This window comes from Bacillus massilinigeriensis (assembly GCF_900117315.1).
GTDB lineage: Bacteria > Bacillota > Bacilli > Bacillales > Cytobacillaceae > Bacillus_BE > Bacillus_BE massilionigeriensis.
Map to the genome: position 1 here is coordinate 4,131,116 of NZ_LT630337.1, position 25,730 is coordinate 4,156,845.

General features: G+C 35.1%; 27 protein-coding genes. 6 read left to right on the top strand and 21 right to left on the bottom strand.

Annotated features, from left to right (window positions below; translation table 11 throughout):
- Positions 1-151: 151 nt before the first annotated feature.
- From rplI to BQ6100_RS20380, 10 genes are all read right to left on the bottom strand, one after another.
- Positions 152-601, bottom strand: coding sequence for a 50S ribosomal protein L9 (gene rplI, locus BQ6100_RS20335; RefSeq protein WP_075983347.1), 450 nt, complete (start codon positions 599-601; stop codon positions 152-154).
- Positions 598-2,571, bottom strand: coding sequence for a DHH family phosphoesterase (locus BQ6100_RS20340; protein WP_075983348.1), 1,974 nt, complete (start codon positions 2,569-2,571; stop codon positions 598-600). The genes rplI and BQ6100_RS20340 overlap by 4 nt, the downstream gene beginning before the upstream one ends.
- 30 nt (positions 2,572-2,601) lie before the next feature.
- On the bottom strand, positions 2,602-3,543 hold the full coding sequence (locus tag BQ6100_RS20345) for a YybS family protein (RefSeq protein ID WP_075983349.1): 942 nt from the start codon (positions 3,541-3,543) through the stop codon (positions 2,602-2,604).
- Positions 3,544-3,665: 122 nt separating this feature from the next.
- A complete protein-coding gene (rpsR, locus tag BQ6100_RS20350; RefSeq protein ID WP_075983350.1) occupies positions 3,666-3,905 on the bottom strand; it encodes a 30S ribosomal protein S18 in 240 nt (79 codons plus the stop codon).
- Between the two features lie 56 nt (positions 3,906-3,961).
- Positions 3,962-4,465 (bottom strand): single-stranded DNA-binding protein, encoded by a 504-nt coding sequence (gene ssb, locus BQ6100_RS20355; RefSeq protein ID WP_075983351.1) that lies wholly within the window; start codon positions 4,463-4,465, stop codon positions 3,962-3,964.
- A 70-nt stretch (positions 4,466-4,535) separates the two neighbouring features.
- Positions 4,536-4,823: a 30S ribosomal protein S6 gene (gene rpsF / locus BQ6100_RS20360; protein ID WP_075983352.1), complete on the bottom strand. Its 288-nt coding sequence runs from the start codon at positions 4,821-4,823 to the stop codon at positions 4,536-4,538.
- Positions 4,824-4,949: 126 nt separating this feature from the next.
- Entirely contained in the window at positions 4,950-6,050 is a 1,101-nt protein-coding gene (gene ychF, locus BQ6100_RS20365) for a redox-regulated ATPase YchF (protein ID WP_075983353.1), read from the bottom strand.
- Positions 6,051-6,237: 187 nt separating this feature from the next.
- Positions 6,238-8,253, bottom strand: a complete 2,016-nt coding sequence (locus tag BQ6100_RS20370; protein WP_075983354.1) for a molybdopterin-dependent oxidoreductase — start codon at positions 8,251-8,253, stop codon at positions 6,238-6,240.
- A gap of 48 nt (positions 8,254-8,301) precedes the next feature.
- On the bottom strand, positions 8,302-8,499 hold the full coding sequence (locus BQ6100_RS20375; protein ID WP_075983355.1) for a DUF951 domain-containing protein: 198 nt from the start codon (positions 8,497-8,499) through the stop codon (positions 8,302-8,304).
- A gap of 11 nt (positions 8,500-8,510) precedes the next feature.
- Positions 8,511-9,407: a mechanosensitive ion channel family protein gene (locus BQ6100_RS20380; protein ID WP_075983356.1), complete on the bottom strand. Its 897-nt coding sequence runs from the start codon at positions 9,405-9,407 to the stop codon at positions 8,511-8,513.
- Between the two features lie 223 nt (positions 9,408-9,630).
- Here BQ6100_RS20380 and yyaC point away from each other — a divergent pair, with 223 nt between their 5' ends.
- Positions 9,631-10,263, top strand: a complete 633-nt coding sequence (gene yyaC / locus BQ6100_RS20385; protein ID WP_075983357.1) for a spore protease YyaC — start codon at positions 9,631-9,633, stop codon at positions 10,261-10,263.
- Between the two features lie 116 nt (positions 10,264-10,379).
- On the opposite strand, the gene BQ6100_RS20390 is transcribed toward yyaC, so the two are convergent.
- The 11 genes from BQ6100_RS20390 to rpmH all read right to left on the bottom strand — a co-directional run bounded on the left by BQ6100_RS20390 (position 10,380) and on the right by rpmH (position 20,718).
- Positions 10,380-11,093: a DUF554 domain-containing protein gene (locus tag BQ6100_RS20390; protein WP_075983358.1), complete on the bottom strand. Its 714-nt coding sequence runs from the start codon at positions 11,091-11,093 to the stop codon at positions 10,380-10,382.
- Between the two features lie 131 nt (positions 11,094-11,224).
- On the bottom strand, positions 11,225-12,079 hold the full coding sequence (locus BQ6100_RS20395; RefSeq protein ID WP_075983359.1) for a ParB/RepB/Spo0J family partition protein: 855 nt from the start codon (positions 12,077-12,079) through the stop codon (positions 11,225-11,227).
- A complete protein-coding gene (locus BQ6100_RS20400; RefSeq protein WP_075983653.1) occupies positions 12,072-12,833 on the bottom strand; it encodes a ParA family protein in 762 nt (253 codons plus the stop codon). Before BQ6100_RS20400 ends, BQ6100_RS20395 begins: the two co-directional genes overlap by 8 nt.
- A gap of 195 nt (positions 12,834-13,028) precedes the next feature.
- Positions 13,029-13,916 (bottom strand): nucleoid occlusion protein, encoded by an 888-nt coding sequence (gene noc, locus BQ6100_RS20405; protein WP_075983360.1) that lies wholly within the window; start codon positions 13,914-13,916, stop codon positions 13,029-13,031.
- A gap of 144 nt (positions 13,917-14,060) precedes the next feature.
- The gene (gene rsmG / locus BQ6100_RS20410; RefSeq protein ID WP_075983361.1) at positions 14,061-14,777 is read right to left on the bottom strand and encodes a 16S rRNA (guanine(527)-N(7))-methyltransferase RsmG; all 717 of its coding nucleotides are present in this window, start codon (positions 14,775-14,777) and stop codon (positions 14,061-14,063) included.
- Between the two features lie 9 nt (positions 14,778-14,786).
- On the bottom strand, positions 14,787-16,688 hold the full coding sequence (mnmG, locus tag BQ6100_RS20415) for a tRNA uridine-5-carboxymethylaminomethyl(34) synthesis enzyme MnmG (protein ID WP_075983362.1): 1,902 nt from the start codon (positions 16,686-16,688) through the stop codon (positions 14,787-14,789).
- Positions 16,689-16,721: 33 nt separating this feature from the next.
- Entirely contained in the window at positions 16,722-18,107 is a 1,386-nt protein-coding gene (mnmE, locus tag BQ6100_RS20420) for a tRNA uridine-5-carboxymethylaminomethyl(34) synthesis GTPase MnmE (RefSeq protein ID WP_075983363.1), read from the bottom strand.
- Positions 18,108-18,394: 287 nt separating this feature from the next.
- Positions 18,395-19,015 (bottom strand): RNA-binding cell elongation regulator Jag/EloR, encoded by a 621-nt coding sequence (jag, locus tag BQ6100_RS20425; RefSeq protein WP_075983364.1) that lies wholly within the window; start codon positions 19,013-19,015, stop codon positions 18,395-18,397.
- Positions 19,012-19,788 (bottom strand): YidC family membrane integrase SpoIIIJ, encoded by a 777-nt coding sequence (gene spoIIIJ, locus BQ6100_RS20430; RefSeq protein ID WP_075983365.1) that lies wholly within the window; start codon positions 19,786-19,788, stop codon positions 19,012-19,014. Before spoIIIJ ends, jag begins: the two co-directional genes overlap by 4 nt.
- Before the next feature lie 232 nt (positions 19,789-20,020).
- Positions 20,021-20,371 carry a ribonuclease P protein component gene (rnpA, locus tag BQ6100_RS20435; RefSeq protein ID WP_075983366.1) on the bottom strand — a complete coding sequence of 117 codons (351 nt, stop codon included), beginning with the start codon at positions 20,369-20,371 and terminating at the stop codon, positions 20,021-20,023.
- A 212-nt stretch (positions 20,372-20,583) separates the two neighbouring features.
- Entirely contained in the window at positions 20,584-20,718 is a 135-nt protein-coding gene (rpmH, locus tag BQ6100_RS20440; RefSeq protein WP_053401789.1) for a 50S ribosomal protein L34, read from the bottom strand.
- A 621-nt stretch (positions 20,719-21,339) separates the two neighbouring features.
- Here rpmH and dnaA point away from each other — a divergent pair.
- From dnaA to remB, 5 genes are all read left to right on the top strand, one after another.
- Positions 21,340-22,683 (top strand): chromosomal replication initiator protein DnaA, encoded by a 1,344-nt coding sequence (gene dnaA / locus BQ6100_RS20445; protein ID WP_075983367.1) that lies wholly within the window; start codon positions 21,340-21,342, stop codon positions 22,681-22,683.
- A gap of 181 nt (positions 22,684-22,864) precedes the next feature.
- The gene (dnaN, locus tag BQ6100_RS20450) at positions 22,865-24,001 is read left to right on the top strand and encodes a DNA polymerase III subunit beta (RefSeq protein ID WP_075983368.1); all 1,137 of its coding nucleotides are present in this window, start codon (positions 22,865-22,867) and stop codon (positions 23,999-24,001) included.
- 120 nt (positions 24,002-24,121) lie between these two features.
- Positions 24,122-24,337 (top strand): S4 domain-containing protein YaaA, encoded by a 216-nt coding sequence (gene yaaA / locus BQ6100_RS20455; protein ID WP_075983369.1) that lies wholly within the window; start codon positions 24,122-24,124, stop codon positions 24,335-24,337.
- Between the two features lie 16 nt (positions 24,338-24,353).
- On the top strand, positions 24,354-25,469 hold the full coding sequence (gene recF, locus BQ6100_RS20460) for a DNA replication/repair protein RecF (RefSeq protein WP_075983370.1): 1,116 nt from the start codon (positions 24,354-24,356) through the stop codon (positions 25,467-25,469).
- A 13-nt stretch (positions 25,470-25,482) separates the two neighbouring features.
- The gene (gene remB, locus BQ6100_RS20465; RefSeq protein ID WP_075983371.1) at positions 25,483-25,701 is read left to right on the top strand and encodes an extracellular matrix regulator RemB; all 219 of its coding nucleotides are present in this window, start codon (positions 25,483-25,485) and stop codon (positions 25,699-25,701) included.
- Positions 25,702-25,730 lie beyond the last annotated feature (29 nt).

Sequence of the window (25,730 nt, forward strand, 5' to 3'; positions counted from 1 at the left end):
AATATATTAAAACAATTCTATTTAAGTAGAGAAATAAAAACTTTAAAACACCAAGTTTTTATCCAGTAGAAAAAATGTGACCGCAATAATCGATCACATTTTGTTAACTACTTTATTTTAACATGTAATTTTCAAATTGGTACTTCCAAATTTAGTTTACTTCTTTTACATGAACATTTAATGTGGCATTTACTTCTGTATGAAGCTTAACAGGAACCTTTGTATATCCTAGAGCACGAATAGCATCCTCTAGTTCAATTTTTCTTTTATCGATTTTAATCCCATGCTTTTTCTGAAGCTCTTCAGCAATTTGTTTACTAGTGATAGATCCGAATAAACGGCCACCTTCCCCAGCCTTTGCGGATAGTTCAACAGTAATTTTTTCAATTTCTTCTTTTAATTTTTTTGCATCTGCCAATTCTTGTGCGGCCATTTTTTCTTCTTTTTTCTTTTGAGCATTCAATGAACTTATATTAGAGGAGTTTGCTTCAATGGCCAGCCCTTGCTTGATAAGAAAGTTTTGTGCATAGCCATCTGCAACATTTTTTATATCTCCTTTTTTACCTTTTCCTTTAACATCCTTTAAAAAGATTACTTTCATTCTTTTTTTCTCCCTTCCAAATAATCATCTATTGCTTTTTTCAGCCAAATCTCTGCTTCATCTACAGTTAAATCCATCAATTGAGTAGCTGCGTTCGATAAATGGCCCCCACCACCAAGGGATTCCATAATCACTTGAACATTGATGTCACCTAATGACCTTGCACTGATCCCAACCATTCCTCCTGAACGGGCAGATATGACAAATGAAGCTACCACACTATCCATGGTTAACAGGATATCTGCTGTTTGTGCAATAAGAACTTGATCACATAATTCATCCTGGTTACCTTTTGCGATAGCAATTCCATCATGATAAAAATAAACATTTTCAATTATTCTCGAACGTTTCAAATAAGTATTGAAGTCCTCTTTTAAAAACTTTTGAACAAGAATAGTATCTGCACCTTGTGCACGCAGATATGAGGCAGCATCAAATGTTCTTGCACCAGTCCGTAGTGTAAAGCTTTTAGTATCTACAATAATCCCTGCCAAAAGGGCAGTAGCCTCAAGCATTTCAATTTTTCCTCGCTTTGGTTGGTATTCCAACAATTCTGTTACTAATTCTGCTGTCGAGGATGCATAAGGCTCCATATAAACTAGTAATGGATTCTCAATGAAGTCCTCACCACGTCGATGGTGATCAATAACCACTACCTTTTCAATTCGATTTAATAGTTTTTCTTCAATGACCATTGAAGGCTTATGAGTATCAACAATGACCAGCAATGTATCGTCTGTGGCAATTTCCAATGCTTCCTCAGGTGAAATAAACCTTGAAAACAAATCCTCATTTTTTCGGATTTCCCCCATAAGTCGTTTTACACCAGTGTCAATTTCCTGTAGATTTACAACTATGTAACCTTCGCGTTGATTCATCTGAGCAACCTTCAAAATCCCAATAGAAGCACCTATTGCGTCCATATCGGGGTTTTTGTGGCCCATAATCATTACCTTCCCACTCTCTTTTACAATATCTTTAAGAGCGTGTGAAATGACTCGAGCACGTACTCTAGTACGTTTTTCTACTGGATTGGTTTTGCCACCGTAAAACTTCACCTTTCCATTTGCTAGCTTGATTGCCACCTGGTCTCCGCCTCGGCCAAGAGCCAAATCTAAGCTTGACTGGGCTAAAGTCCCTAGCTCAGGAAGAGAGGATACTCCGGTGCCAACCCCAATGCTTAGTGTTAATGGCACATTTTGCTTTGATGTCGTTTCACGTACCTCATCCAAAATGGCAAACTTTCCACTCTCTAGGTGTTTTAAAATTTGTTCATTATAAACTGCAATAAATCGTTCAGACGATACCCTTTTAAGAAAAACACCGTTTTCTTGAGCCCAAGCATTCAAAATAGAAGTAACAAGACTATTTAAACTACTTCGAGTTTGATCATCCATTCCTTGGGTTAATTCATCATAGTTATCTAAGAAAATAATTGAAATGACTGTCCGTTCTTCTTGATAAAGCTTTTCTATTTTCGTCTGTTCTGTTACATCAAAAAAGTAGAGTAGACGCTCCTCTTTCCTATGTAATACCTTATATTTACGATCAAATAGATTAATGACCTCTGACTCAACCTCTTGTTTTACTATGGCAACGATAGCTTCAGCAATATCGTATAAAGATCTGCCAACCAAGCTCTCTTCATTGAAGCAAGATGTTAAATAAGGGTTTGTCCATTCAATATATAATTCGTCGTTTATTAGCATAATTCCAATTGGCATTTCCATAAGAGCCTCTTCACCGACTCTTTTTATGCGATAGGATAAAGTGGAAATATACTCTTCTGTTTCTTTACTTTTTTTAGAGACAATCGAAAATAAATAATAATATAGAGGAATAACAATAATTAATCCTATGATACTTAATATCCAATTAAAATAGGCTATTGTTCCAAGGAACACCACTGTTATGGCCATCAATCCGTAGATAGGATTGCGAATGGACCTCTTTTCTAAATACGAAGGCATATTTTCAGCTCCCAAACAGTAGTGAAATGATTAAGGATTTTTTTCCATTCTCTTTCTCAAATCAAATCCTAAATCAATTATACCTAATATCCGCACAATATAAAGAACTATCGGAATAAAGAACAGGATAATTGTTACAATTACAGGTACAATTTTTGACCATCCTTTAATATGACTATAATAATAAATAAAGGAAAGACCTTGTATTAATAATAAAAATTGTAAAATAAAGCTTATATTCATTAATGCTGTATATACGAAGCTTCCAATATCAGGCTTTAAGATCAATGAAAGTAACAAGGTCAATAAATAATACCAAATAATACTTCTTGGTAAACTAATATTTCTAAAAGGCTCCCAATTTTTTATCTGGATGCCAAATCTTTTTGCTATTGGGGTATTTACTAATTCAATAAGAAAAACCATCATTAAAGAAGCAACGACAAATATACTTGGAATTAAGGTTTCTAGCATATTCATTGATGTCTCAAATTGTTTAGCCAGGCTATCATTAGGATTTTGACCTAGAGAATCTAACAACTTCATTGAACTTTGGAAGGAGTCTCTGAGTAAATTCATGGAGTCCTTAATAAAGTTTACTTCAAAGAAAACAATGGAAATAATATAGGTACCCACTAAATTTAATAAGAAGACTAGAGTTCCAATAATGAACACATGAAACCTACCTTTTCCTTCCCTTATTAAAATCCCCATAATCAATCCCGTCATACCACTTGCAAGAGTAAACGGAATCGCAAAAAGAGTACCAACAATTAATGAAATAAAAATGGAGGCGATAAAAAAAACAAAAGAGCTTTTATTATCATTTTTACCAGCGAACATAATAAAAGGGAGCGGTAAAAATAAATTCATTATTACCCCAATAACAGGTATATATAGGGTAATTAAAAGGATTACAGCAAAAATAGCCAATAGGATTGCTCCATAAGTCAACCTATTTACATTCTTCATTCTTTCACCTCTCTCTAAACCTATTTTAGCTAGTAATACCAGTATGTTCAACTTTTTGAAGGTTCAATAGTTTGAACTGGTATAAAAAAAGACATCAAACAAATTGATGTCTTTTTTTATACTTATTCACCTGAAACATATGGTAATAATGCCATTTGACGAGCACGTTTAATAGCAATCGTTAATTTACGTTGATATTTTGCGCTTGTTCCAGTTACACGACGAGGTAGAATTTTACCACGCTCTGAAATGAATTTTTTAAGAAGATCTACATCTTTATAATCGATATGAGTAATACCGTTTGCTGTGAAGTAGCAAACTTTACGACGTTTTGCACGTCCTCCTCTGCGTCCTCCTGCCATTTCAATTTCCCTCCTCTATTATTTAGTTTTATTATTAAACGTTCAATTTGTATATGTTAGAATGGTAGATCATCATCTGAAATATCGATTTGGCCGTCATTTGCAAATGGATCTTCATCAACACGGGTATAACCCTGATTGTTTTTATTTGGTTGTTGGTGTTGATTCTGATTGCTGTTTCCAAATGAAAAATCTTGCGTTCTCTGCCCTCCAAAATTTCCGCCGTTTCCGCCGGAAGCATTTTTTGGTTCGAGAAATTGTACACTTTCAGCTAAAACTTCAGTAACGTACACGCGCTTCCCATCTTGTCCTTCATAACTTCGTGTTTGAATACGCCCATCTACTCCGGCAAGACTTCCCTTTTTCAAGTAGTTTGCAACATTCTCAGCTGGTTTTCTCCAAACAACACAGTTTATAAAATCCGCTTCTCTTTCTCCTTGCTGATTCGTAAAACTACGATTCACTGCAAGTGTAAATGAAGCAACAGGTACTCCATTTGGTGTATATCTGAGTTCTGGGTCTCTAGTTAATCGACCTACAAGAACAACACGATTCATCATCAGAACCAACTCCTTTCTTCTAATAATGTTCCACGTGAAACATATAGAAGGATTCTATCTATCGAAATTATTATTCTTCTTCTTTAATAACGATATGGCGAATGATGTCTTCGCTGATTTTTGCTAAACGAGAGAATTCTTCTACCGCAGCTGGTTCAGCATTAACTTTTAGAAGTTGGTAGTAACCATCACGGAAATCATTGATTTCGTAAGCAAGACGGCGTTTTCCCCATTCTTTTGCTTCATTTAATTCCGCACCATTATCAGTTAAGATGTTGTTGAAACGCTCAACTAATGATTTTTTAGCCTCATCTTCAATATTTGGGCGGATGATGTACATAATTTCGTACGCTCTCATCACGTTCACCTCCTTTTGGTCTAACGGCCCACGTAGGGCAAGGAGCAATTTATCATTACTCACAGGTTAAAATTATATCACGCAGGATAATTAAAAGCAAGAAACATCTTAGGCAAAGTCTAGAAATTATACATTAAATCGGAAATGCATAACATCTCCATCTTTAACTTCATATTCTTTTCCTTCTAAACGGACCTTGCCAGCCTCTCTTGCAGCCACCATAGAGCCAGCAGCTAATAGGTCTTCATAGGAAACCGTTTCAGCACGAATAAATCCTCTTTCAAAGTCTGAGTGAATGATACCAGCACATTGAGGTGCCTTCATTCCTTTACGGAAGGTCCATGCACGTACTTCTTGTACCCCAGCTGTGAAATAAGTTGCTAACCCTAATAAATCATAAGAGGCACGGATTAGTTGGTCCAATCCAGACTCTTCAATTCCAAGCTCTTCGAGGAACATTTGCTTTTCTTCCCCTTCTAGCTCCGCAATCTCAGATTCAATCTTTGCACAGACAATAATTACTTCTGCATTGTCTTTGGCTGCATATTCTTTAACAAGCTTGACATATGGATTTCCTGAAGGATCTGCCACATCATCTTCTCCAACATTCGCTACATATAAAACAGGTTTGATTGTTAATAAGTGTAATCCCTTGACAACCTTCAATTGCTCGTCTGTAAATTCAACCGTACGGGCAGGCATATCTGATTCAAATGCCGCTTTTAATTTTTCTAGAGCCTCAAGCTCGACCATTGCCTCTTTATCTTTTTGTTTCGCTAACTTTTCAACGCGTCCAATCCGTTTTTCAACAGATTCCAAATCCGCTAAGATTAACTCCAAATTGATGGTTTCAATATCGTCAATCGGATCAACCTTACCGGCAACATGGGTAATATTTTCATCTTCAAAACAACGGACTACCTGACAAATAGCATCCACTTCACGAATATGAGATAAAAATTTATTACCTAGACCTTCCCCTTTACTCGCTCCCTTTACAATTCCTGCAATATCTGTAAATTCAAAGGTGGTTGGAACTGTTTTCTTTGGTTGTACCAACTCTGTTAATTTTTGTAGACGTTCATCGGGTACCTCTACCACCCCAACATTTGGATCAATCGTACAAAATGGATAGTTTGCTGATTCCGCTCCCGCTTGTGTAATTGCATTAAATAATGTTGATTTACCAACATTTGGTAAACCCACAATCCCTGCTGTTAAAGCCATCCGTTTCTTCACTCCTCTAATAAAGTATCTATTTCATTCATGTTGTTTTATTTACAATTTATAATAAAGTTTTCAGCCTCTCACAATTATAGAGATTCGAATAAGAAAAGACAAGTCAACCCCTGTTTCAATATCACTTAAAATTATATTTATTCAAGTGAAAGGCTGCTCTGAAAAAAGCAGCCTTTCACCCTTCTTCTGTTATTTTTTCTATATTTACTAGGCAGTCATACAAAGTACTTCCGAGATGATTATCAGATTCGCTACTAGAGGTTAGCTGGTTAACCGTGCCACCAAATCTTTCCCAAATTCCCTCATCGATATTTATTGTATTAGAGTGAATGTGCTTCATCACTTGGATATACCCTTTTATTTCTCCTCGGTCATTCCAGACTCTTGCATAATCATTATCTTTTAACCCTAGCGTTTCAGCAATGTCTTGTGAAATCTCTATTTTTACCTTTGGTTCTTTTTCAAAAAGGTGATAATGCTGTGAGTGATTCGATCTCATTGGGTGAATAGTTAATAATGAATATGGGTAACGATTAGATAGATTAGGATTTGACCATATGGACTCTCTTGGTAATGATAGCTGTAATTGACCATTATAGCCCTTTTGTATTGCCATATTGGAGGTAAATTCATATCTCCCACTAGGAGTCATAAATTTCCGATCCTTCCAGGGTATGGGTTCAACAGGAAGCTCCATATGAAAATCTTTTTTTAAGTCTTCAAATTGTAATCCCTTTGTCTTAAGTTTCTGAAAACCCATTTCAATCCATTGTTCTCTAGAAAACAGAAAGTCATCCCCAAAGCCTAATCGTTTTGCTAGCTCGGTCCAAATCCATAAGTCAGATTTTGCTTCACCTGGAGCCTCAACTAATTTGGGTCCATAATTTACATAATGATGATACATGGAAGAGTAATAAACCTCCTCCTCTTCAAAAACAGTTGTTGTTGGCAATACATAGTCTGCTAGTTTTGCCGTATCGGTCATAAATTGATCAATTACAACAAGAGTATCAACTGAGGTAAAGGCCTCCTTTACTTCAGTTGTATTAGGGACTTGGGCTAACGGGTTTCCACAAGAAACAATAATCATCTTTATTTCCGGGTCTTTAGCAGTTAAAATTCCTTCTGCCTGTTTCATCATAGTAAAGGTTCTGGATTCCTGTATTCTATCTAGCTTTGCTAAGGAATCGATATCAAAGCTTTGTCCAACTTGCTTATTGGCAAAGTTCGCCCCTCCGCCTTCTATTCCAATATTCCCACTCATTGCTACTAATGAATCAATCAGCCTAATTGTATTTCCGCCGTTATTATACCGTTGCATTCCTAATCCCATCATCGTTGAGGTAGGTCTATCGTTATAAGTAATTGCTAGTTCCGTCATGATTTCCATTGGAACCTCTGTTACTTTGCTCAAATAATCTATTGAAACTGAATCTAATAGGTTTTGCAAATCCTCAAAACCTGTGGAGTGACTTTTGATAAAGTCTTGATCTTCTAAATTTAATCTCAATATTTCCATCATAATCCCTGCAGCTAATAATCCATCCATTCCAGGTTTAACTGAAATATGCTTATGGGCTAGTTTAGCTGTCGCATGATATATTGGATCAATCACATAAAGCTTTGCTCCATTTTTCTTGGCAGTTTGAAGAAATTGAAATAGATGCATGTTGGTTCTAGCAACATTTCTCCCCCAAACCACAATATTTTTACTATGAAGGATATCAGTCGGTGCATGGCTATAGGCATCTCCGAAATCCCAGACTTGAGCCTCAATCCCCGAACCCCAACACAAGGAACCTGTCAACTCAGTAACTCCACCGTAGCAATTAAAAAAACGCTGATCGAGATTTTTTAACAATCCTCCATTAGCGTAGTCATGACTATGCAAAACAGATGTTGTGCCATAGGCCTTTTTTAGTTGTAGCAATTTATCTGCTATTTCCTGTAAAGCTTGTTTCCATGAAATTTGTTGAAAGTTACCATTTATTTTCTTCAAAGGATAAAGCAAGCGCTCAGGTGAGTTGGTTCGATTGACGAGCATTCTTCCTCGCCCACATATTTTCCCCTTCGTAATAGGATGGTTTGGGTCTCCCTCTACCTTAATAACCTTTCCATCCTCTACCTCTACCTGAAAACCACAGCTATCCCAGCAATTCAACGGACATGCCGATCGATAAATTTCCCCCATGCTAGCTCACTCCATCTTAGAAATAAATTAAGAAAAAAGAAGCAGAAGTTATCCCTCATGCTTCACAAGTATTTTCTTCATTTTTCGTGTAAATTCTTTTCGGGGAATTAAAACACTATGGCCACATCCCTCGCATTTTAAGCGTATATCCATACCCATTCGAATGATTTTCCAGCGATTTGTACCACAAGGATGTTGTTTTTTCATTTCAACAATATCATTTAGTCCAAATTCTTTCTCCTCCAAAGAGACCCCTCCTAATGAGTATCAAATTTTTTAAATGATTGTTGCTCTTTTTCATTACGAGAATACATGACAAGGCGTGGTAGTGGGATTTCAATCCCATGTTCATCTAGACAGAGCTTAATTTCCTTTCTGAGCATTCTTGCAATATAAGCATGCTGCATTGGTAAGGTCTCTGCAACGATTCTTAGTACTATTTCAGACGCCCCGAAGCTTTGAATTCCTAAAAGCTCAGGAGGAGAAACCATTTCCTCATATTTATCCTCCAGCCCCTTTAATAACTCCTCTAGGACCCGTTCCACCTCATTAATATCCCCTTCATAAGGAACATTGACATCAACTATAGCCAAGCTATTATGAAGAGAAAAATTAGTCACTTCCGTTATGTTTCCATTCGGAATAATATGGACCTCTCCAGTCCAACTTTTCACCTTTGTTGTCTTCAAGCCAATGCTTTCTACGACTCCTTCAAAATTTCCAATTTGAATAAAATCTCCTACAGAGAATTGATCTTCAAAGATAATGAAAAAGCCCGTTATAATATCCTTAACCAAACTTTGAGCTCCGAACCCTACTGCAAGTCCAACAATCCCGGCCCCAGCAAGCAAGGCTTTAACATCTATATCAAAAATCGATAATATCATAACCAATGCAATAAAATATATTGCATAGGTTAGAATACTTTTTAATAGTTTACTTAATGTTGCGTCCCTACGTTCAGATATTCTTAAGGGTGAATGCGATCTTACCTTAAAGATATTCTCAATCACCAATTTTCCAAGTTTAATAATAATCTTAGCGGCTATTAGGATAGCAATAATTTTTAATATTCCCTCTCCAACATCTATCCAAAAGTCTTCACTCGTTAGTTTTGTTGCCAATTTTGATAATAGCCTTTCTACGTAATTCATTTACACACACCTTCTTCTCCCACTAAAGTCGAATTACTTTCATTTTAACAAGAAATTGAATTCCTTTGAAGTTTTTGGTTTCGTTCACATTGAGAAAACAATCCAATTCTCATCTGCCCCATATAATAAAGACTATTATTTTTATCTGTTTCACAAAAATAGCATGTATACATTTGGAAAATTTTCCGTATACTGTTACTACTATGGCGAGGGAGTGTAACGAATGAATCTAAAACCTAATTTCTTTGAGAGTAAAAATAATAATGGTGAAACTAGGTTTAACCATGAGGAAAGCGGTGTATCAAGTAAACTAGCAAGTGAACTACTTGAAATGCTTCCAAAGGGAATTCATTCTAGACCCATTGTATTTGTTTGTATAGGGACAGATCGATCCACAGGGGATTCGTTAGGGCCACTAGTAGGTACCTTGTTATCCGATAAATCGATTTCTTCATTCCATATATATGGGACACTTGATAATCCAATCCACGCAGTCAATTTAGAGGAAAAGCTTAATGAAATCATGAATCTTCACTTTAATCCATTTATCATAGGGATTGACGCCTGCCTCGGACGGTTAAAAAGTGTAGGATATATTCAATTAGGTGAAGGACCAGTAAAACCAGGTGCTGGAGTAAATAAGGAATTACCCTCTGTTGGAAATATTCATATTACAGGAATCGTAAATGTTAGTGGATTTATGGAGTTTTTCGTTCTCCAAAACACCAGGCTGAGCTTAGTCTTAAATATGGCAAAAGCAATAGCCAATGGGATATATAAAGCGAATTTAATGTATAAACCAAAACAAGGTTGGTCGAATCTAAATATTGATTGGGATCAAGAAAAAATCACTTAATTTTTTTACTCCAATGAACAAACGAATGCTAAAGTTGCAACTGAAAAGTATGATTCATCCTAACTGTAAAAAAAATAGCATAATGCATTTTTTATTAAACTTCCTAATTATATTTTTTACATATAAGCATTAATAAAATACATGAAACTAACAATTATTCCTGTAACAATAATTCCAGGAAGTAAGTTGGCCACACGAATTTTTGTAAGCCCAATTAAATTCAATCCGATAGCAAAAATCATTACTCCGCCTGTAGCTGTCATTTCCACAATAAATTGATCCATCAGTTCTTTCGGAACAATTTGATCTATTTTTGTCGCAAAAAGAGCTATTATCCCCTCATAGATGACAACTGGTACAGCAGAAAAAATGACTCCTATTCCTAAAGTAGTTGTTAAAATTAATGCTGTAAATCCGTCAATAATTGCCTTTGTATAAAGTACATCATGATCTCCTCTAATTCCACTATCTAAAGCACCAATAATCGCCATAGCCCCAATGACAAAGATGAGAGTAGCTGAGACAAAACCTTGTGAAATACTGCTTTGGCCATTGGATCCTATTCTTTCTTCTAACCATTCTCCTAGGGTATTCAATTTATCCTCTAATGCTAGTATTTCACCAATTACTGCACCGAAAACTAAACTTAAAATTACGATTAAAAAGTTTTCACTTTTAATTCCCATTTGTAAGCCAAGTACCATTACCGATAAACCAATGCCGTACATGACTGTTCCCTTAATACTCTCAGGAATCCGATGTAGTAATTTTCCTAATAATGTTCCAATGACAATTAATAAACCGTTTACTATAGTACCTAATAAAGCCATCCCATTTCACCTTTATTCTTTTTATATAGGATTAAAAACATTTTAATAATTAATGTAGCACGAAATATTCGATTTTAATAGAGTCCTAGTTCTCTTAAAACAAAAAAATAAACCACCCAATGATAGATGGCTTAAGAGGATTGACGTTCTAATAATTCTAGAATTCTTTCTAAATCGTCCTTAGAGAAAAATTCTATTTCAATTTTCCCTTTATTTTTCGATTGCTTTATATGAACGGTTGTACCAAAACGTTCACGTAGGTATGACTCCTGTTCCTTAAGAAAAACATCCTTTTCCTTTTTAGGCTTCTTTGTTTCACGTGAAACATGTTGTTCATTCAGTTGCTGTATTAATTGCTCCAATTGGCGAACATTAAGATTTTCTCTTAATATTTTTTCAACTAGTAAAGGTAGCTTTTCTTTTTGTTTAAGTCCTAGTAGAGCACGTCCATGACCCATGGTAATCTTTCCATTTGAAATAAGCTCCTGAATATTAGTAGGTAAGGATAATAGACGTATATGGTTCGCAATATGTGGTCTGCTTTTTCCTAATCGTTTTGCCAGCTCTTCCTGGGTTACATTAAGCTTCTCGATTAGTAGCTGATAGGCGCCCGCTTCTTCAATAGGAGTTAAATCCTCACGTTGGAGATTTTCCAACACAGCTAATTCCATCATTTGCTTTTCTGATAATTCTCGAACGACTACCGGTACTGTAACTAATTTTGCCTCTTTAGCAGCTCGGAATCTTCTTTCTCCAACAACAATCTCATAGCCTTTAATGCTCTTCCTCACAATAATTGGCTGAAGAATTCCATGTTCAATAATCGATTGTTTTAATTCTTCTATAGCCTCTTTTTCAAAGTATTTTCGTGGTTGATAGGGATTGGGTCGAAGCTCTTTGATTTTTACCTCTTGGACTATTTCTTCCTTTTCCGCATCCATATTAGCAAAAAAAGCATTTAATCCTTTACCTAAGCCTTTAGCCATTCACAACCACTTCCTTTGCCAAATCTAAATATACTTCAGCTCCTCTTGATTTTGGGTCGTAAATAATAATTGGTTGCCCATGACTTGGAGCTTCACTTAGACGAATATTACGTGGAATCACTGTTTTATATACTTTATCTTGAAAATATTTCTTTACTTCCTCTATAACTTGAATACCTAGATTCGTTCGAGCATCAAGCATAGTCAATAAAACACCTTCAATTCTTAAATCCTTGTTTAAGTGTTTTTGAACTAATCGAACGGTATTTAAAAGCTGACTTAAACCTTCTAAAGCATAATATTCACATTGGACAGGTATCATCACAGAATCTGAAGCTGTTAATGCATTTAGAGTTAATAAGCCAAGAGATGGTGGGCAGTCTATTATTATGAAGTCAAAATCTTTTTTTACCTCTTCTAATGCACGTTTCAAACGCACCTCTCTTGATATCGTCGGGACAAGTTCAATTTCTGCTCCAGCCAATTGTATGGTCGCCGGAATCACATAGAGGTTCTCTACTGCTGATGGTTTTATGACATTAATTGCTTCGACATCATCTACAAGAACATCATAGATGCATTGATCGACATCTGCCTTATCAAGCCCCGCACCGCTAGTAGCATTTCCCTGAGGATCAATATCGACCAATAATACCTTCTTTCCTATGTAAGCTAAACAAGCGCCTAAATTGACAGAAGTTGTTGTTTTTCCGACTCCACCCTTTTGGTTAGCAATTGCAATAATTTTGCCCACGATTTCACCTACCTTCATTTCCAATTCAATCTATTAAATTTATTATTATAGCAGTCATGTATTCTATTTTATCATGAAAAACACATGGTAATAAATTTTTTCTTCTAATTACCAATAAATTATTAATCTACTTAAAGTCAGACAAAAAATAAGAGAAACTAAACTTGTTGTTTAATTTCTCATTTGATCATCGATCTATTTCTTCTTTGGAATTTTAATAGTGAATTGATAATATTCATCAAACTCTTCTTCGGCAGAATCTAATTTAATGCCACTATCTGTTACCATCGAAAGAGATTGACGTATTGTGTTTACAGCAATTCTCATATCCTTGCTAAATGCCTTTCTCTTAGGCTTTGGCTTTTTATTTGGAGTTTCAAGTAATTTTACAACCTGATCCTCCGTTTGCTTCACATTATAACCTTTTTCAATAATATCATTTAATAATTTTATCTGTTTTTCTGGATCTTTTAAAGGAATTAATGATCTCGCATGTCTTTCCGTGATTTTCTTGTTTAATAAGGCATCCTGTACTTCACTAGGAAGCTTTAACAGGCGCAGCTTATTGGCAACAGTTGATTGACCCTTTCCTAATCGTTGAGCTAATGCCTCCTGAGTTAAATTATGAAGCTCTAACAATTTCCCATAAGCAATTGCTTCTTCAATTGGAGATAATTCTTCACGTTGAAGATTTTCAATTAATGCAACTGAGGCTGTTTCTGTATCTGTTAAATTTTTTACAATTGCTGGGACCTCTTCCCAACCAAGCTTCTTCATCGCACGCCATCTGCGTTCACCAGCAATAATTTCGAACTTATCCTTTTCAAACTCCCTGACAACAATAGGTTGAATGATTCCATGTATATGGATTGTTCGTGATAATTCTTCAATCTTATCATCGTCAAAGACCGTTCTTGGCTGGAAACGGTTTGGAACGATACTATCAATTGGAATCCTACGTACCTCTTCATGATTCTCTTTATGATCTAAGTTCAACTGATCTTCTTGTTGTTCAAATTCAGCTTGCGAATCCTGTGACTCTTTTTCACTCAACCCAAAAAAGCGTGAGAAAGTTTGCTTCATTCCCCAGCACCACCTTTATGAACTCCCTAATAAAATATTCCCTGTAAAACGGCAATATCCTGCATCTTATCTATCTATTGTTTATTTTTTACACAGATTTCGATTCTACTAAAATTATGCCACATTTTTTCCAAAAAAGGTACTCTATTCTATAGGCATCTTATTAGGCATCCCCGGTTTACGAGGATATTTTTTTTGTGTTTTCTTTTCCTTTTGAATGATTAATATATTTCTTTCACTTTCTTCGATAGGAAGTTTAAAGGAATTTATTTCTTGTAATTTCCCACCAAGAATTGAAATTGCCTTTTTGGCAGAATCAAGTTCCTCCTTTGCACTTGCAGCCTTCATTGCAATAAAGGTTCCACCGATTTTTACTAGTGGAAGACATAACTCACTTAATACAGACATTCTTGCAACTGCACGTGCTGTCACTACATCATAAAATTCACGATTTTCTTGTTTTTGTCCAAATGTTTCTGCACGATCATGGATAAAACGAACATTTTCTAAATTCAATTCTGTTGCTAAATTTTCGAGAAAATGAATTCTTTTATTTAAAGAGTCTACGATTGTTACCTTTAAATGTGGAAAGGCTATTTTGATAGGTATACTCGGAAACCCTGCCCCCGCTCCAACATCGCATATATGTAATGGTTGATTGAAATCAAAATAAAAGGCCGCTGAAATGGAGTCATAAAAATGCTTTAAATATACTTCCGACCTTTCCGTTATCGCTGTTAAATTCATTTTTTCATTCCATTCAACCAATAGCTGATAGTAGGCTTCAAATTGTTCTAACTGCTGGGAAGAAAGGGAAATGCCCTTCTCCTCCAACATGCTTATAAATTGTTCAATATTCATTAATATTAATCATCCTTCATTCGTTGTATTTGAAACGCGGGCTATTTTGCCTTGCTCTAAATACACAAGTAAAATGGAAATATCCGCAGGATTCACTCCAGAAATACGAGAGGCTTGTGCAATTGATAACGGACTAACTTGTTTTAGCTTTTGCCTTGCTTCTGATGCAAGACCAGATATTGCATCATAATCTATATTTTCTGGTATTTTCTTGCTCTCCATTTTCTTCAAACGTTCAACTTGTTGAAGTGATTTTTCAATATATCCATCATACTTAATTTGGATTTCAACCTGCTCTTTTATTTCCTCATCTAATTCAATTTCACTTGGAGCTAGTTTTTCTATATGACTGTAGTTCATTTCAGGTCGTTTTAATAAATCCGATGCTCGAATTCCATCCTTTAATTCGCTTCCACCTTGGCTTTTAATTAATTCCTGAACGTCATTGGTTGGTTTTAAAATAATGGATGCCAGTCTTTTCTTTTCCTGCTCAATTTTATCTTTTTTATTAATAAATCCTTGATAACGCTCTTCATTGATTAAACCTACTTTATGACCAATTTCCGTCAAGCGTAAATCCGCATTATCGTGACGTAAAAGTAAACGGTATTCCGCTCTAGAGGTTAACAAACGATATGGCTCGTTTGTACCTTTGGTAACAAGATCATCAATTAAGACACCAATATAGGCATCAGAACGACTTAAAATGACTTCTTCTTCACCTAATGCCTTTCTCCCTGCATTGATTCCAGCCATTAACCCTTGACCAGCCGCTTCCTCGTAACCAGATGTACCATTTATTTGACCAGCTGTATATAAATTTTTTACATTCTTTGTTTCAAGAGTTGGCCATAGCTGAGTTGGTACCACGGCATCATACTCAATGGCGTAGCCTGCTCTCATCATTTGGGCATTTTCTAGTCCAGGGACAGACTTAAGGATTTGATGTTGAACCTCCTCAGGTAGACTCGTTGATAAACCTTGAACGTAAACCTCTTGAGTATGTCTTCCCTCTGGCTCTAAGAAAATTTGATGTCTTGGTTTATCATTAAAGCGAACGACCTTATCTTCTATGGATGGACAATAACGTGGCCCTGTTCCTTTAATCATTCCAGAATACATAGGTGAGCGGTAAAGGTTTTGATTAATTATTTCATGTGTTTTTTCAGTTGTATAGGTTAACCAACATGGAAGCTGATCTGTAATATATTTTGTTGTTTCATAAGAAAACGCACGAGGGACATCGTCACCTGGCTGTATTTCTGTTTTACTATAATCAATCGTATGACTGTTCACACGTGGAGGAGTTCCTGTTTTAAAACGAACTAAATCAAAACCTAATTCCTCTAAATGCTCTGAGAGTTTAATTGATGGTTGCTGATTATTCGGACCACTAGAGTATTTTAAATCGCCGATAATGATTTCCCCTCGAAGGAAGGTTCCTGTTGTAATAACCACTGTTTTTGAATAATAAACCGCTCCAGTTTTAGTGATTACCCCTTTACATACATTATCCTCGACAATTAACTGCTCCACCATTCCCTGAATTAAGGTTAGATTTGGCTCTTTCTCCATTGTATTTTTCATTTCGTTTTGATACATTAGCTTGTCCGCTTGGGCCCTTAACGCTCTTACCGCAGGGCCTTTTCCGGTATTAAGCATGCGCATTTGAATGTATGTTTTATCAATATTTTTGCCCATTTCTCCACCAAGGGCATCAATTTCTCTAACAACAATTCCTTTAGCAGGACCACCGACAGATGGATTACATGGCATAAAGGCAACCATATCTAAATTAATCGTAATCATTAATGTCTTTGCACCTTGTCTTGCCGCAGCGAGTCCTGCCTCACAGCCTGCGTGCCCAGCACCAATAACGATTACGTCATAGTATCCAGCTTCATATTGCATAATGCTGCCTCCTTAAAATGTCTTACTCATACACTACTTTCCTAAACAAAATTGTGAAAACAACTGATCAATTAAGCTTTCATGGACACTATCCCCAATAATTTCCCCAAGTAGTTCCCATGTTCTTGTTAAATCAATTTGTACCATGTCTATCGGGATACCAGATTCCACCCCTTGAAGGGCATCTTCTATGGATTGAAGTGCTCCATTTAGTAGAGCAATATGTCGGCTATTGGAAACGTAAGTCATGTCCCCTGCTTCAATTGAACCTTGAAAGTATAAAGAAGCAATGGCGTCTTCCAGCTCATCAATTCCTTGATCCTCTAATAAAGAGGTTGTCAATAACTTGTTTTTCCCCGTTAATTGTTTAACACGATTAAGATCAATTTTCTTTGGAAGATCTGTTTTATTAATAATTACAATTACATCAAAGCCTTCTACCGCTTCGAATAATTTTTCATCTTCCTTTGTCAATTCTTCAGAGCTATTTAAAACAAGGAGAATAAGATCTGCTTCTTTTAAAACTTGACGCGATCTCTCTACTCCAATGCGTTCAACTATATCTTCTGTTTCTCTTATTCCAGCTGTATCTAATAATCTGAGAGGGACTCCACGAACATTAACATATTCCTCGATGACATCCCTAGTTGTTCCAGGAATATCCGTAACAATAGCCTTATTTTCATGAACTAAGCTGTTTAACAAGGAGGATTTTCCTACATTTGGTCTCCCAATAATCACAGTTGATAATCCTTCACGAAGAATTTTCCCCTGTTCAGAGGTTCGTAATATCTTTATTATTTCTTCTCGTATCATCGTTGCTTTTTCTAATAATAGCTTATGTGTCATTTCTTCTACATCATCATACTCAGGATAATCAATATTTACTTCCACATGGGCTAGCGTTTCAAGGATCTCCTGGCGAAGTCTGCGTATAAGGTTTGAAAGTCTTCCTTCCATTTGACCTAATGCGACATTCATAGCCCGGTCTGTCTTAGCACGAATTAAATCCATCACAGCTTCCGCTTGCGATAAATCTATTCTCCCATTGAGAAAAGCACGTTTAGTAAACTCACCTGGTTCGGCTAGTCTAGCACCAGCAATTAATGCGAGTTGAAGAACTCTATTAACTGATACTAACCCTCCATGGCAATTTATTTCAATTACATCCTCCGTAGTAAAGGTTTTTGGTCCCCTCATCACAGAAACCATTACCTCTTCTGCTACTTCACCAGTCTTTGGATCAATGATATGTCCATAATTTATTGTATGGGAATCGACATCTATTAATCTTTTCCCTTTTACCCCTCGAAAAAGCTTATTTGCAATCTCTACAGCTTGATCTCCACTTAATCGAACGATGGCTATTGCTCCTTCACCCATCGGAGTGGAAATGGCTGCAATTGTGTCAAACTTCAAGCAAATTTCCTCCTTCTTTTCCTTCACTCAAAAAAATATATCTAGGATCAATTTATATCCGGATTATTCAAATTCTTAGAATATCACAAGTTTTTTTTATTAAAAAGAAAGTTACCTTCTCTTTATAGTTATCCACATTTATTTTAGATAAATTCTATTTTAACTTATCCACATGTGAATAACAATAAAGGCGCAGAATATTAACAATGGAATGTATTGAGGTCTTAAAAAAAGTATAAAAAGGGACAAAAAAAAACTCCAATAGTTTCATATTGGAGTTTTTTCGCTTATTTTACTGGTGATATTACTATATGTCGATTTGGCTCATATCCGTCGGAGTAGGTTTTTACTCGGGAATTATTCATTAATGCAGTATGAATGACTTTTCTTTCATAAGATGGCATTGGTTCAAGAGTAACAGTTTTTCCAGTTTTAATAGACTTTTGAGCTAAGCGATCAGCTAATTTAATCAAGGTTTCATTTCTTCTTTTGCGGTAATCCTCTGCATCAAGAATGACATTGATATATTGATCAGAATGTCTATTAATAACTAGCTGAGTTAAATATTGTAACGAGTTTAATGTTTGTCCCCTTTTTCCAATTAAAAGGGCAATTTTTTGCCCTGACATAATAAATTGAACATCACGGCCATTTTTAATCACTTCAATTTCGATAGTTGATCCCATTTTTTCAACAACACTTAATAAAAACTGTTTTGCTTCCTCAATAGGATCTATTTTTACCGTAACTTTTACAATAGCTGGTCTTGAACCAAAGATTCCAAAAAGTCCCTTCTTACCTTCATCAATGACGGTTACTTCTGTTTTTTCCTTCGTTGTTTTAAGTTGAGCTAAAGCCGACTGTACTGCTTCCTCGACGGTTTGTCCATTCGCAGTTATTTGTTTCACTTTTTTGCTCCTCCCGCTTTACCGGTTGCTGTTGTTTTCACTTCCGGTCCTTTAATTAATAAGGTTTGAATAATCATAAAGATATTCCCTACTACCCAATATAAAGAGAGGGCAGCTGGAAAACTTATTGCAAAGACAATAATCATGATTGGCATAACATAGAGCATCATCTTCATTTGAGGGTTGTCATTTGCTGTGCCAGCCATCGTAATTTTTTGTTGAATATAGGTGGTGATACCCGCAATAAGTGGCAGCAAATAAATAGGATCCGGTGAGCCCAAATCAAACCATAAAAAGTCTTGGGTTTTAATTATTTCTGTTCTTGAAATTGCATGATAAAAACCAATTAAGATTGGCATTTGAATAAGCAGTGGAAAACAACCAGCTAATGGATTAATTCCATGTTTTTGAAATAAAGCCATTGTTTCCTGCTGTAACTTTTCTTGGGTTTTTTGATCCTTGGAACTATATTTTTCTTTAAGTCTTTGCAATTCAGGTTGAATGGCTTGCATAGCCTTCGAGCTTCTTGTTTGTTTAATCATTAATGGCAAAATAACAAGCCTGATAATAATGGTTACTACAATGAGTGATAATCCAAAACTCCCACCCAAAATATCAGCTGTTTTAATAATTAATTGAGAGAGTGGATAGACAATAAATTCATTCCAAAATCCTTCACTTTTTGCAGTAATCGGTTTATTAACCTCTGTACATCCCGACAAAAATGCCATCATGAAAATTATACCAATTGCTAAAAATATTCGCTTCTTCAACCGTTAATTCCTCCTTATCTTGGTCCCCTAATGTTTATAAGATAACATAAATTACCACCAGAGTTGACGTTCATGATTATGTTTATTGAAGATGGTTTGATATGTTCTTTTTTTATGTATTTGTCCATGTTTTATTATTTTTAATCTAAAATTCAATCATTATCTAAATTTAGAACTCATTTGGAAATTCAAGTGTATTGTATCATCTTTTAATATGACTACACTAGCTTATTTATTTTGTTTTTAATTTTAAAGCCCTAGCCACCTTTAGAACATGGGTTAAGCTTTTTTTAACCTCATGAAAATCCATTGTTGCAGCAGGCTTTCTCGCAATGATTACATAATCAAAATGGTTTTTAACTTCCTCCTCAAGCTCCAAAAATGCTTGACGAATATAACGCTTAATTTGATTCCGAGTAACTGCATTTCCAATTTTCTTGCTGACAGAGAGACCTATTCTAAAATGGTCTTGCTCTGGTTTATTTAAGGTATAAACAACAAATTGTCTATTAGCAAATGACTTTCCTTTTTTGAAAGCCTCCTGAAATTCTTTATTCTTTTTTATCCGATACTCTTTCTTCATGGTACATAACCCTTTCATTCCTGGATGGAACAGCTTCATTTTGAGAGATTATTGATGAATGAGGTTTTCAATCTAATCATTATTAATTATGACATAGATATTGTGATTCTAAAATACAAGGAATAAATGGACGGAAAAGGAAGAAGACATTCATAATGTTTATTCATGCTAACGTTAATCTATGAAAAAAAAACCACTGACGTTTCAGTGGCTTAAGCAGATAATACTTTTCTTCCTTTACGACGACGACGTGCTAAAACCTTACGGCCATTAGCAGAACTCATACGGCTACGGAATCCGTGAACTTTACTTCTTTTACGTTTATTTGGTTGGTAAGTTCTTTTCATTATATGACACCTCCCTGAGGAATAGCTGTTAAAGACAGTCTTATAAATTATAAAGAGTATATGGGATAAATGTCAACCTTATTAGGGAAAAATGTATTATTAATAAGTTTTCTATTTCCAATAATAATAAATCATCCGTCATTCAAAATGCCATAACTTTAAAGACTGGTTTTAGCCTAAAATTGATAAGAAAAGTTTCTTTGTGGATAAAATTCGACATTAATTTTATTATCCACAATGGTTATTGACAGCTTTTTCACACATCCTCTACATGTGGACAAATATTATTCACATGTTATTTTTCTTGTGGATAAGTTTCTAAAAACCATTGCACCTCTAGGGAGAATTTGATATTATTATTTTGTTTTCACTCTCAATAAATTATAACGGGTATTTAATTTATCCACAGACTGTGAATAACTTGTGGATAAGATATTCACTGGTTGGGAAGAAATTTGTCCACAGATAGTGGATATTGTCAAAAATTCTCTTTTCTTCTTTATTATATAGTTTTCCACAAATACGTTTTTAATTATGGTTTTACTTCATGTATAACCATCGTTTTTTTATGCAATATTACAATCCTTTCATTTCATAAAATAAATAAAGGAGGGAATATCATTGGAAAATATTGCGGATCTTTGGGATAAATCTCTCGCAATTATAGAGAAAAAAATTAGCAAACCGAGCTTTGACACCTGGTTAAAATCAACAAAGGCTCACTCTCTCCAGGGTGATACTTTAGTTATTACAGCCCCAAATGAGTTTGCTCGTGATTGGCTAGAAGAACGTTATTCCCAATTAATTTCTGGAATTCTATATGAAATTACCGGAGAAGAATTAGCAGTTAAATTTGTTATTCCGCAAAATAAAGTTGAAGAAGAAATTGATATGCCTGTTCCCCCTAAAACAAATAAAGGTGACTATCATCCAGAAATCCCAAAATTCATGTTAAATCCTAAGTATACATTTGATACTTTTGTTATTGGATCTGGAAACCGTTTTGCACATGCAGCCTCTTTAGCGGTAGCTGAAGCACCGGCAAAAGCATATAATCCTTTGTTTATTTATGGTGGTGTTGGGTTAGGAAAAACCCATTTAATGCATGCAATTGGTCACTATGTATTAGAACATAATCCTTCTGCAAAGGTACTCTATTTATCTTCAGAAAAATTTACAAATGAGTTTATCAATTCCATTCGTGATAATAAGGCTGGGGAATTCCGAGATAAATATCGAAAAGTGGATATACTCCTTATTGATGATATTCAGTTTCTAGCGGGAAAAGAATCAACTCAGGAAGAATTTTTCCATACTTTTAACACATTACATGAAGAAAGTAAGCAAATTATTATATCCAGTGATCGGCCACCAAAGGAAATCCCCACTTTAGAGGATCGTTTAAGATCAAGATTTGAATGGGGTCTTATTACTGATATAACTCCGCCAGATTTAGAGACAAGGATTGCTATTCTTAGAAAAAAGGCCAAAGCAGAAGCTTTAGATATCCCAAACGAAGTAATGCTCTATATTGCCAATCAAATTGATTCTAATATTCGTGAATTAGAAGGGGCACTTATACGTGTTGTAGCTTATTCTTCTTTAATTAATAAAGATATCAATGCTGATCTTGCAGCAGAGGCCTTAAAGGATATTATTCCTAGTTCAAAACCAAAGGTTATTACCATTCACGATATCCAAAGAATCGTTGGAGAGCATTTTAATGTGAAGCTAGAGGATTTTAAAGCAAAAAAGCGTACACAATCTGTTGCTTTCCCAAGACAAATAGCTATGTACTTATCCAGAGAGCTTACTGACTTCTCCTTACCGAAAATAGGAGAGGAGTTCGGTGGAAGAGACCATACTACGGTTATACATGCTCATGAAAAAATATCTAAAAAGCTACAAACAGACACAGAGTTTCAAAAGCAAATGAAGGAAATTAATGATCTGTTGAAAATTTAAGATAATGTGAATAAGTTGTCCTAGTTTGTACACAGTCTATCCACATGTGGATAGACTGTATTTCCTTTGTAAAATATACTTATCCACATGTTAACAAGCCCTACTGCTATTACTACTATTTTTTTTATAAAAAATAATAAATATAAAGCATGCTAATAAATGAAAACGGAGGATTAAAAAAATGAGATTCATAATCCAACGAGATCGGTTGGCTCAAAGTGTACAAGATGTAATGAAAGCTGTAACAAGTAGAACAACAATCCCAATCTTAACAGGAATAAAAATAGTAGCAACGAATGAAGGAGTTTCACTAACTGGTAGTGATTCAGATATTTCAATTGAATCCTTTATTCCTAAAGAGGAAGCTGGAGATGAAATTGTAGAAATCAAACAAACAGGCGCCATCGTATTACCAGCAAAATTTTTCAGTGAGATTGTTAAGAAGCTACCAACTGATTTTGTAGAAATTGAGGTGCAAAATCATCTCCAAACCGTTATTCGATCAGGGAAATCAGAATTTAATTTAAACGGATTAGACGCAGAGGAATATCCACACTTACCTCAAATAAAAGAGGAGCATGTTTTTAAATTACCAACAGATTTACTTAAGGTTATGATACGTCAAACCGTTTTTGCAGTGTCCACCTCAGAAACACGCCCCATCTTGACAGGTGTAAACTTAAAGATAGAAAATAACGAATTAACCTGTATTGCAACAGATAGTCATAGACTTGCTTTAAGAAAAGCTAGAATTGAAACAGATGCTGACAATGAATACAATGTTGTTATTCCAGGAAAAAGTTTAAATGAACTAAGCAAGATTCTTGATGATAATAATGAGCTCGTTGAAATTGTTATAACTGATAATCAAGTCTTATTTAAAGCAAAGCATTTATTATTCTTTTCAAGATTACTTGAGGGAAATTACCCTGATACATCGAGACTCATTCCGAATGAAAGCAAAACAAGTGTAATTGTGAATACGAAGGAATTCTTACAAGCTATAGATCGCGCTTCCCTACTTGCAAGAGAAGGAAGAAACAATGTGGTTAAATTCTCCACTCAGGAAAACGGAACGATTGAAGTATCCTCAAATACACCAGAAATCGGGAAGGTTATCGAGGAAATTCAAAGTCAATCCATAGAGGGTGAAGAATTAAAAATTTCTTTTAGTGCAAAATATATGATGGATGCTTTAAAAGCATTGGAAGGCTCTGAAATAAAAATTAACTTTACTGGTGCAATGAGACCATTTTTGATTAATCCAATACATGATGACTCCATTCTCCAGTTGATTTTACCTGTAAGAACCTATTAAGATTTTAGCTGCCAGCTCAATACTGGCGGCTTTTTATCTATTTAACTTATATATCTTTGTGTATATGGAGATTTTTTAGTAAAATAAAGTATTAGAGAATTTAGCGAAAGAGTGAAAGAAGTGGAAAAACAAATAAAGATTGATACGGAATACATAACAATGGGTCAATTTTTAAAGCTTGCTGAGATTATTGATAGCGGTGGAATGGCCAAGTGGTTTTTATCCGAATATGAAGTATATGTAAATGGTGAGCAAGATCAAAGGAGAGGAAAAAAGCTCCGAGTGGGAGATGTAGTCGAAATTCACAATTTTGGAAAATTTCTTGTTACGAAATAGTAAAAGGAAGTAAACTATGTATATAGAGCATTTGCTTTTAAAAAATTATCGGAATTACGAAAGTCTAGAGGCGAAATTTGAAAATAAAGTTAATGTTATCCTAGGTGAGAATGCTCAAGGTAAAACAAATGTAATGGAATCTATCTATGTATTAGCCATGGCTAAGTCCCATCGTACTTCAAATGATAAAGAACTTATCCGTTGGGATGAAGATTATGCTAAAATAGAAGGTAGGATTAAAAAAATTTCGAGTTCTATCCCTATGCAGTTAGTGATATCCAAAAAGGGAAAAAAAGCTAAATGTAATCATATTGAACAACGAAAGCTTAGTCAATATGTTGGAAATATGAATGTAGTTATGTTTGCGCCTGAAGATCTCCATCTTGTCAAAGGGAGCCCTCAAGTAAGGCGTCGTTTTATTGATATGGAAATAGGCCAAGTTTCTCCCCTATATCTACATGAAATAAGCCAATATCAAAAAATATTGCAGCAGAGAAATCATTATTTAAAACTTCTCCAAACTAATAAACAAAATGATCAAACGATGCTTGAAATATTAACAGAGCAATTTATTCAATCTGCTGTAAAAATAGTTATAAAACGGTTTGAATTTCTCCAAATGCTACAAAAGTGGGCTTTCCCTATTCATGAAGGAATATCTAGAGGATTAGAAACCTTAAAAATCCAGTACAAGCCTTCAGTTGACGTATTAGAAAGCCAAGATATGTCGAAAATGGTTAAAGTATTTGAAGAAAAATTTTCAAAAATAAAAGCCAGAGAAATTGATAGAGGCATTAGTTTATTTGGACCTCACCGCGATGATATTGTTTTCTATGTAAATGATCGTGATGTCCAAACTTATGGGTCACAAGGACAGCAACGAACGACGGCATTATCGTTAAAACTGGCTGAAATAGAACTAATTTATTCGGAAATTGGAGAATATCCTATTTTACTTCTCGATGACGTTCTATCTGAACTTGATGATTATCGTCAATCGCATTTATTGAATACGATTCAAGGAAAGGTACAAACCTTTGTTACAACAACTAGCGTAGAGGGCATAGATCATCAAACACTTAAGGAGGCCTCAACCTTCCAAGTGATTAATGGTAGGATGAGCAATATTTAGGTGGGGTGATTATATGTTTGTTCATGTTGGGGAGGATGTGTTAGTTAATTCAAAAGAGATTGTTGCCATTTTGAATAAGAATAGCTTTCACTCCATGAATGGTATTCAAGATTTCTACAGCGATAAACTTTGTAATCTTTCTAAGGGGGCTTATAAATCTATTGTCGTAACGGGTAGTAAAATCTATCTTTCCCCATTTGCTTCTGGAAAGATCATGAAAAGTTCACGATAAATTAGCAGATTGAGATTTATAATAAAAAT